At 59.4% G+C, this 7431-nt stretch carries 4 protein-coding genes and 1 pseudogene; 1 reads left to right on the top strand and 4 read right to left on the bottom strand.

The annotated features are described in order from the left end of the window. The coding region (locus tag KBX17_RS11255) for a DUF5979 domain-containing protein (protein WP_256019898.1) at positions 1–1888 on the bottom strand (1888 nt) is incomplete at its 3' end. A 517-nt stretch (positions 1889–2405) separates the two neighbouring features. Between KBX17_RS11255 and KBX17_RS11250 the strand changes: the two genes are divergently transcribed. Further along, complete coding sequence (locus KBX17_RS11250; RefSeq protein ID WP_256004725.1) at positions 2406–3686, top strand: hypothetical protein; 1281 nt, start codon at positions 2406–2408, stop codon at positions 3684–3686. Positions 3687–3889: 203 nt separating this feature from the next. Here the strand turns inward: KBX17_RS11250 and KBX17_RS11245 are convergent, their stop codons facing one another. The 3 genes and pseudogenes from KBX17_RS11245 to KBX17_RS11235 form a co-directional block, all read right to left on the bottom strand. After that, entirely contained in the window at positions 3890–5524 is a 1635-nt protein-coding gene (locus KBX17_RS11245; RefSeq protein ID WP_256019896.1) for a DUF5979 domain-containing protein, read from the bottom strand. 197 nt (positions 5525–5721) lie between these two features. Continuing rightward, complete coding sequence (locus tag KBX17_RS11240; RefSeq protein ID WP_256019895.1) at positions 5722–6492, bottom strand: class F sortase; 771 nt, start codon at positions 6490–6492, stop codon at positions 5722–5724. 138 nt (positions 6493–6630) lie between these two features. Next, positions 6631–7431 (bottom strand): annotated as a pseudogene (locus KBX17_RS11235) (hypothetical protein); the annotation flags it as partial.

Genomic DNA, 7431 nt, shown 5'->3' with positions numbered 1-7431 from the left:
GCTCGGTCGGCTCGGTCGGCTCGGTCGGCTCGGTCGGCTCGGTCGGCTCGGTCGGCTCGGTCGGCTCGGTCGGCTCGTCCTTGATGTAGGAGTTGGTGACCGTCACCTCGACGTTAGTCTCTTCACCCTCAGCGATGGTGAACTCGTTAGTTTCCTCGCCGCCAATAGTGATAGTGGCGCCATCGAAGGTGTAACCCTCCGGCAGTTCACCTTCCGGGCCACCCTCGGTGATGACGACAGTTGCACCAACCGGTGCTTCACCGGTGAGTTCCTCGCCGTTTACGGAGATGGTGCCCTCAACCGGGTCGAGCTCTTCACCCTCAGCAGAGGTGATGTTAGCGGTGATCGGGAACTGGATGTTGTTGAATGCCTCAGCATCCTCCTCGTCAACACCCTCGACGACCTTGTTCACCGTGAAGCCGCCGGTGGCGGGGGCTTCAGGAGTGCACTGCGCGGGGTTGGTCAGCGTGACGGCAACGTTGGAGGAGTTCTCATCCTCGATGGTGATGCTCTGCTGGGAGAAGACGGGCTCCTGGAAGGTCACGCCCTCGATCTCCGGCTGCGTTTCGCTGAATGCGACAGTGGTGCCAGCCGGCAACCTGTCGTAGCCGCGGATGGTGGCACCGTCCTGCACGTAGTCGGTGTAAGTGATCACGTTGCCTTCACGGTTACCGCGGCCCTCACTGTTCGGGTAGTCGTTTTCCTCGAAGCCTACCGGCAGGGTGATGGTGACGTTGACCGGGAAGCTAGCGCCCTCGAGAGCCTCGCAGGGCTCCCCACCCTCGACCTCGACGGTCTTGGTCAGTGAGAAGGAGCCAGTGTTGACACCTTCAATGGTGCCAAAGCCGTCGGTGTTCCAGAACATGCTGGCGGAGGCTTCAGTGACGTTGCCGTCAGCGTTGACCGAGATGTTGTTGGAGTAGGTGTCACCTTCTTTGGTGACCTCGTTCAGGCGCTGAGTCCAGTAGGTCAGGTAAATGTCCTGCCCCTCTTCCCAGGTGCCGTCGTATTCTTTCCCGTTGCCGTCTTTCGTGCCTGCTGAGAATGGAGAAAGGGTGACTCGCAGCTCTTGGTCACTGACGACCTCGAAGTTCTCGTTCATGTACGACTGCTGGTTCTGAGCATCGCGCTGCGTCGCGCCTGCACGCACGGTACCGTCCGGCGCATGAGCATCCACGTGCTTGTGGTTGGTGCCCTTAATCGTGTCCGTGATCACGATCTGGTCAGCGTCCTTGAAGGACTCATAAGGGATGAGAATGTCCCAGATCAGGTATTCGTCGCTCAGGGAGGCGATGTGGGCGCTCTTCTCCAGGTTCTCCACACCGGTGTAATCGGTGATATCGCCCTGCTCCTTCACACCACCAGGCACGTTCGCGACAGGGGTGGTCTCTTGCTTGCCCCTGACGGTGAACGGGAACTCCTCGTCTTCAGAGGCAGCCTCGGCCTGCGCACGCAGACCAATGAGGCCCTTGACGTTTTCCTTCTCGGTGAACTCTTCGTTCAGCGTACATACCAAGGTCTGGGCGCCAGATGCCACAGAGCATGTACCGCCGACGACGTTGTTCTCGTCCTTGAGATCGAACGAGTCAATCGACTGCGGCTTGAAGGTTGCCGGGAAGTCAACCTCGAAGGTGTCGCCTGCGTTGAAGGGACCGTTGGCTTCCCAGTTCATGCGAACGTCGACGACGTTGCCCTTGGTGAGCTCGGAACCGTCGCCTTGCTTGGCGATAGTCACGTCCGAGATGGTGACGTCCACCGGATCGGCCTTAGCCATCGGCAGTTGTTTCAGACCGAACGCTGCTGCCATCACTACGGCGACGACTGTCACCAGAGCGATCAGCGTTCGACGCAGGCCGACTGTCATGCCGGCTGCATTCTGACTGTTCATGTTCACTCCTTCTTCCTCTAATTGGGATTCGGATCAATACCGAAAAGGAGTGCTCGGTATCGCCGTAAACTCGTATACTCTGCCTCTTATGACGTTGCTTTAAGCGTGTTGACAGAGACAGTTGAGATCGTAGCACCGTTGGTTAATAGGTCAAGTTTTTGGCTACATTTTTTAGTGCACCCCCTCTCCCAGCTCGATGACCGGCGGTTACACATAACCGAACGCCAAAGTTTCCCAAATGATTCGCAAGTTTTCCGCGCTACGGGTCTCCACTTCTGCAACTTGTGTCAGGTTCCGTCCAGGGTCACACCACGAAAACTCCGGGATTTTCACAATCAAGAGTTGCAAGCACGATCGGCCCCTATATGATTGACGCGGTAACTACATGCTATCGGTGCGTGCTGCGTACCTCCTTGAGCGAGCCTAAGTCGCCAAACCCGTCGATTGTCCCGCTCGAATATACGGGGACCAACGCAACCCATACGATGCTCACCCTCGAGAAGAAGAAAGCCGGGTAATGAAGAAACGTGCTGTCCACCGTGCCTTCGCTGTCGCGCTCGCGGCAGCGATCACGCTTCCGCCAATGAGCTTCGCTGAACCTGACGATCCAGCGCAAAACGTTTCCCAGGAGTGCGCTCGGTTCCGCACCGACTACGATTTCAATACGTTCAACTGGGCCGGTTTCGAATGGGGCGTTCGCGAACGAAACCACTACATGCCATGGGGCGGACCGCAAGCACCCGCTCCCGGTGAAGCAGTCGGCAACTGGGTTAACGGTGCCTCAGTGAATGATGCGGGGGACCTCGCCGTGCGCAACGAAGGAATCCGCGGCGGTGTGGAGCTGATGACCACCGAATCGGTGGGATATGGAACCTATACTCTCGAATACTCTGCTGACTTCGGCCACATGGACCCCAGTAGCGTGTTGGGAATCTTCCTCTACGATCTCGCTGCACAGGTCGACGACACGCACATCACCCAAGGCGGGTTCACTGAAATCGATTTCATCGAGATCAGTCGCTGGGGCGAAGAAGACTGGACACTGCCGCATGCTGGCGTCACCTACTATCCCGACGATCTGACCAAGGCCCCGGAACCCGGTGACGGCATGTTCATCAGTGGATTCGATATCCCCGAGGGGCCGCAGAGGTTGACCACGGTCGCCGAGTGGCGCGAAGGTTTTCTCCGCGTGACGACGACAACATCCGACGGCACTATATTGAGCGATGTCACAGCGACGGAACGGGTGCCGATCGACAACGGCACGCAACAGCTACACATCAATCTGTGGACTTCCGCAGCCAATGAGGAACTCTATCCTCAGGCTCAACCGGATGAGGTCGTCTTCCATTCGTTTACATTCAATCCCGATGCGTCCTGCCCAGAACCATCCCCGGAATCCACCGAAGAAAGCACACCGGCAAGCCCCACTGCCACCGAGGAGAGCGCTGAGCCAACCACCAGCTCCACCGATGCTCCGACAACAGCTCCGACACCGCCAGATTCGTCGGCACCATCGGAGCCCCCGACAGCTCCACCACCTTCCAGCGCAGTCACGCCTACAACGACGGATAGCTCTGGAAAGGTTGAGACGGATACCGCGCCGTCAAAGCTTCCGTTGCCGGCTACTTATCCAAGTGAGTCCCCGTCCGCTCCCGCGTCTGGCCGGCCTGCCTCTGAAGGTGTTCAGCCTTCTGGTCCCCCCACTGCCCCATCCGCAGAGGGACGGCGACCGATTCAGTCAGTGCCGTCCGGCGCGACGGCGTTGACGGATCGAACGGCGCGCTTCATCGGATAAGAACAATAAAGCGGGTCGGCTGCTGAACGCAGTCCACCCGCTTCTTTACGTCCAGCTCCATGTTCATTGATTCAGTAACCAAGCCTTGAAAGAGTCGAGATCAGCCCTGAATATCCATGCAGTTCTCACCCACTTGTCGGGAAATAGAAGGCGAGCCGAGGGAACGCTCCCTCAGCTCGCCTTTTCTAGGTAGTGGTTAGCTCCTAGCCGATGAAATCAGCGACATCGTCCGCCTTCTCAGTCGCACCAGACGGCACCGACTGAATCGGCTGACGCCCATCGCTGGGCGCACCAGGCTTCACCGGTTGTTCGGGAGTACCAGGCCGCGCCTGCTGGGGCTTGTCACCCTCGCGCGGCGTTTCGGGCTTCGGGTTGTCACCCGGCTTGCCTGGCTGCGGGTTGTCACCCGGCTTACCCGGTTGCGGGTTGTCATCCGGCTTACCCGGCGTCGGGGTGGAAGACGTACCCGGACCCTGGTTGAACAGCCAGATCAGACCCGGAATGACCGGAACCAAAAGCAGGAGCCACCACAGGTTCTTCTTGTCATCGGAGCTTCCCGGCTCCTCCGGGGTGTCCGTGCCCGGCGTATCGGTGCCCGGGGTATCGGTGCCCGGCGTATCGGTGCCCGGGGTATCGGTGCCCGGGGTATCGGTGCCCGGGGTATCGGTGCCCGGAGTGGCTCCAGACGTGATCGGGTTCGAAAGGGCGATCTCGAAGCAGTCATTGCCCTTGATCTGGATCGTGACCGTCTTACCCTTATCCTTCACAGGCTTGTCTTTGATGTGGGGGTGGCCTTCCTTCACGATGAAGACCTCCTCGCCGTAACCGAAGCCCCCGAGGTTAGGCTTCTCGCCCTCAGAGAAAGTCACCTTGGTGCCGATCGGGAGGTGCGAGAATGCGATACCCCTCTCGTCGCCGCCGACAGCTGCGTAGGATTCGAGGTCTGCGTCGACGTTGAGCTTCACCTGCGCCTTGTTCTCTCCAACGAGCTCGAACTCTTTACCCTCAAGCACAGCCTCACGGTTGGTGCCCTCCGGGAACTCGAAGGTCATGTTGACCGGGAACTGCTTCCCCTTCGCCAGTTCCTTAGCCTTAGCCGCGTCTTCGTCGGTCAGCTTCGAGTAGTCGATCTGCTTTTTGATGTGGAACTCGCCCGGCACCGTCTTCCTGATCGGGTTCGTCAGCGTGACTTCGAAGCAATCGTCGCCTTCGAACTCGATGGTGACGGTCTTGCCCTCATCTTTCAGAACTCTTTTATCGCCAGGGGAGACCTGCTCAGCGATGAACTTCTCCTCGTCAAAGTGGAAGCCATCGAGCTCCGGCTTGCCGGTCTCCGAGAGGGTCACCTTCGTGCCTGCCGGGATGTCCGAGAACGCAAGCCCCCTTTCATCAGGGTAGCTGTCAGTACCAACGGAGAGATCGACGGTCTTGGTGTTGTTACCATCCAGCCCAAGCTTCGCCGGAGCGGTTTGACCCTCCGGGAACTCGAACTCCAGGGTTACCTCGAAGGTGGCGTCCTTCAGCTGCGTCTCTGCGTCAGGCATATCCTCGTGAGCCAGGTTCGAGTCTTCGATTTCCTTCTTAATGTGGAACTCGCCCGGTTCCCCATCAGTGTGCGCCCGCTCAGACTCGTGCTGCTCGGCACGCTCTTCAGCCTCGGATTCGGCAGTCTTGGCCTGTTCCGACTCGCCGTGAACGTGCCCATCTTCAGTCGCGTTAGCTGTGGGAACCACATTGCCCCCGAAAGCTGCGGCGACGAAGACGGCGAAAACCGTCACCAACGCGATGAGGGTTGCACGCAGGCCTTTACGGCCCACGAGACTACGCTGCGCGTCCATGAATCACTCCTTGATTAGTCGATATCTGTTTCGTCCTGATGGCGATACCGACAAGAGTGATCGGCACGTCTCGAACGTCGCTCACAGTTTTAGTTTAAATTCTTAGGTAACTGTCAGAGCACGTTGAGCATCGTACCCAGTTTTCAATTATATGTAAAGGCTGACGGAGAACTTTCTACGAAATTCCTGAGCAAGGCTTAAATTGGTTCTGCAACAACGAATACGTTGTCTGCATAACCGAGCGTTCCACCGACGAACTCACCACCGCATGTGATCAACACGAGCTTGTTCTCACCAGTCGAATCATTCACCTCTTCAGGCAGAGCCCCCTCCTTGGAGGCGCGGAAGGGAGGTTTGGTGACGCGGTAGGTGTGGGTGGTGCCGTCGATAAGCACGGAGACCTCATCGCCCGCCGCAAGCTGCGTGAAGTTGTAAGCGAAACCCTGGCCCTGCGTCTGGTGGTTGACGTGCCCGGTGATCACGGTGGACCCCTTCGACTCCGGATCGCCCGGAATCGCGGACGACGCGTACCACCCGAGACGACTGACGTCCTCCGGCGGAATGAGCGCACCCTCAGCCGTCAGGCCCACCATCTCGACCGGCGCGGTGCCGATGCTCATCTGCAACGCCATCTCATTGATGTCCTCATGGCCTTGAGGGACCGGTTTGAGCTCCTCTTCTTGCTGACCGGAATCGTCGACATAGCCGTCCTCGATAATTTCGGGCGCCGCGCTCGTCTGAGGCTGCGGTACCTCCGACGCCTCCTCTGTGTCGTCGCTTCCTCCCCACGGGATGAAAACAATGGCGCAGATCAGGGCGACTGCGCCGATTAGCGCAGCGAGGATCAGGGGCAGCTTCTTATTCGAGCTTTCGGTCGTTTCGCTTTCCTGGGTGTCATCCGGGTACTTCCCGTAGGAAGTATCTTCCGGGTCCGGCAGGTTGTTGGGGTTTGGTGTCGCAGTACTCATCGCGAAATATCCTAAATCATACTTGGGCTGGAAAGGGACATCGATACCCAAGCAATTGTCATTGTCTTGGGAGGAAACTAAAAGACGGGCTAAAGGATCTCTCCCTTCAGCCCGTCTTTCACGGTGAGCGGTTAATTTTTAGCCGATGAAGTCCGGGACGTTACCGCTCTTCGCAGTTGCGCCGGACGGCACAGACTGGATGGACTGGCGGCCGCCACCCGGCTTACCGGGCTGTGCGAGTTTCCCACCAGGGGCTCGTCCAGGCTGGCCGGACTCAGCCTGCTGGGGTTTGTCGCCGTTTCCACCCTTGGGTTCATTGCCTTGGTTGCCCTTGGGTTTGTCACCCTGGCCTTCCGAACCACCCGGCTCGTCCGTAGCAGGCTTATCTCCCCGGCCCGGCGCTGGCTCACCCGGGGATGGCTTGCCCGGTGCCGGGTTCGAGGAACCGCCCGGGAAGTTGTCGATCAACCACTTACCGATCGGAATGACCGGGACCAGGAGCAGCAGCCACCACGGGAAGGCAGAAGAACCTTCCTTGTTGGGGTCGTTGTTGCCGTTGGTTCCGCCGTCGTCTTCACCGTCGGTCCCGTCGTTGTTGCCGCCGGTCTCACCGTCATCGTCACCGTCGTTGGTTCCGTCACCGTTGCCGCCGGTCTCACCGTCATCGTCACCGGGGACGGTCTGGTCTCCGGTGGTGGTTGTGGTCGGGGACTCTTCCGACGTCGTGGTCGGCTCCGGCTGCTCGTCCGTGGTGGTCGGCTCCGGCTGCTCGTCCGTGGTGGTCGGCTCCGGCTCCTCGTCCGTCGTCGTCGTCGGCTCCGGCTCCTCGTCCGTTGTCGTCGGCTCCGGCTGCTCGTCCGTGGTGGTCGGCTCCGGCTGCTCGTCCGTGGTGGTCGGCTCCGGCTGCTCGTCCGTGGTGGTCGGCTCCGGCTCCTCGTC

The organism is Corynebacterium sp. CCUG 65737 (assembly GCF_024454115.1).
Lineage (GTDB): Bacteria > Actinomycetota > Actinomycetes > Mycobacteriales > Mycobacteriaceae > Corynebacterium > Corynebacterium genitalium.
This window is presented reverse-complemented; position numbering and strand designations above follow the sequence as displayed.